The organism is Arhodomonas sp. KWT (assembly GCF_010993615.1).
The window spans coordinates 13,109-14,948 of record NZ_WNXE01000056.1; the positions used below are offsets into that span (position 1 = coordinate 13,109).

Here is a 1,840-nt window from a genome sequence, read left to right on the forward strand (position 1 = left end):
GCCGGTCCGGGGACCGTCACCGCGGGTGACATCGAGGCCTCCCACGACGTGGAGGTCAAGAACCCGGACCTGGTCATCGCGACGCTGACGAAGGAGACGTCGTTCGAGGCGACGATCAAGATCGAGCGCGGCCGTGGCTACGAGCCGGCGACCGCTCGTGAGCGCGATGAGGAGCGCACGATCGGCCGGCTGCAGCTCGACGCGACCTACAGCCCGGTCCTCAGGGTCGCCTATAACGTCGAGAGCGCCCGTGTCGAGCAGCGTACCGATCTGGACAAGCTCGTCATGGACATCGAGACCAACGGCGTTCTCGAGCCGGAGGAGGCGGTGCGCTTCGCGGCGGGCCTGCTGCGTGACCAGCTCGCGGTGTTCGTCGATCTCGAGGGGGGCGAGGACAGCGCCGAACCTGAGCGTGAGGAGCCGGAGGTGGATCCGGTGCTCCTGCGCCCGATCGACGACCTGGAGCTCACGGTGCGGTCGGCTAACTGCCTCAAGGCCGAGAGCATTCACTACGTCGGCGATCTGGTCCAGAAGACCGAGGTGGAACTGCTCAAGACGCCGAATCTCGGCAAGAAGTCGCTCAACGAGATCAAGGAAGTCCTCGCGCAGCACGGGCTGCAGCTCGGCATGCGCCTGGACAACTGGCCGCCGGCCGGGTTCGACGACGCGAACCGCGCGCTCGGCTGAGCACCGCAGGATTGAAGGAAGACAGACATGCGTCATCGTAAATCCGGACGAAAGTTCAATCGCAACAGCAGCCATCGTCGCGCGATGTTCCGTAATATGGCGGCGTCGCTGTTCCATCACGAGGCGATCCGCACCACGCTGCCCAAGGCGAAGGAGCTTCGAGGGGTGGCAGAGCCGCTGATCACCCTCGCGAAGGAGGACTCGGTGGCGAATCGTCGTCTCGCGTTCTCGCGGTTGCGTGACAAACAGGCGGTGGACAAGCTCTTCAGTGAGCTCGGTCCGCGCTACCAGCAGCGCCCCGGTGGCTACCTGCGGGTGCTGAAGGCCGGTTTCCGGGCCGGCGACAATGCGCCCATGGCGCTTGTCGAGCTGGTGGACCGTCCCGTTGACCTCGAGGCGGAGGCCGACGAGGCGGACGAGGACTAAGACGGTGGGCCGTTCAGGCCGATCGGACCGGACGAGCGCATCGCGCCGTCCGGTTTTTTTATGGGCGAATGCCACGGGGTGACGGCCATGATCCTTTTGTATACGGATTTCGGGCTGGAGGGCCCCTATGTCGGACTGCTACACCGGGTGATAGCCGGCCGCGTCGCGGCGACCCCGATCGTTGACCTGATGCACGACGCGCCTCGTTTCCGGCCGCGGGAGGCGGGTCTCCTGCTGGACGCACTGGCGCCCGGGCTGCCAAGGCGCTGCATTGTCGTGGCGGTCGTCGACCCGGGTGTCGGGAGCAGCCGCGAGGCGCTGGTCGCGCGGGTCGCGGACCGGTGGTACGTCGGCCCGGACAATGGCCTGCTGGCGCCACTGCTCCGGGGCGACGACGCGCGGGCGTGGCGGCTGCCGGCGGTAGGCGGCGCGTCGCCGAGTTTTCATGGACGGGACGTGTTCGCGCCTGCCGCGGCGAGCCTTGCCGTGGGGCGTTTTCCCGCCGGAGTGCGGGCGGTGGACGACTGGGTCGACCGTGATGGGCCTGCCGGGGAGGACCGGGTGGTCTACATCGACGGCTTCGGCAATGCGATGACCGGGCGCCGCGCCGACAGCATTCCGCCGGGTAGGGCGCCGGTTCTTGCGGGGCAGGCACTGCCCCGGGCGCGGACGTTCTCGGACCGTGAGGTGGGCGAGGCGTTCTGGTACGAGAACGCATTCGGGCTGA

The 1,840-nt window shown here is 67.9% G+C and carries 3 protein-coding genes; all 3 read left to right on the forward strand.

Translation table 11 applies throughout. From position 1 onward, the window contains the following. A partial coding sequence (gene rpoA / locus G7A99_RS10405) for a DNA-directed RNA polymerase subunit alpha (RefSeq protein WP_163139983.1) occupies positions 1-687 on the forward strand: 687 nt, incomplete at its 5' end. A 27-nt stretch (positions 688-714) separates the two neighbouring features. Continuing rightward, complete coding sequence (gene rplQ, locus G7A99_RS10410) at positions 715-1,113, forward strand: 50S ribosomal protein L17 (RefSeq protein ID WP_163139985.1); 399 nt, start codon at positions 715-717, stop codon at positions 1,111-1,113. 87 nt (positions 1,114-1,200) lie between these two features. Further along, positions 1,201-1,840: S-adenosyl-l-methionine hydroxide adenosyltransferase family protein (locus G7A99_RS10415; protein WP_240466237.1), on the forward strand; the 640-nt coding region annotated here is incomplete at its 3' end.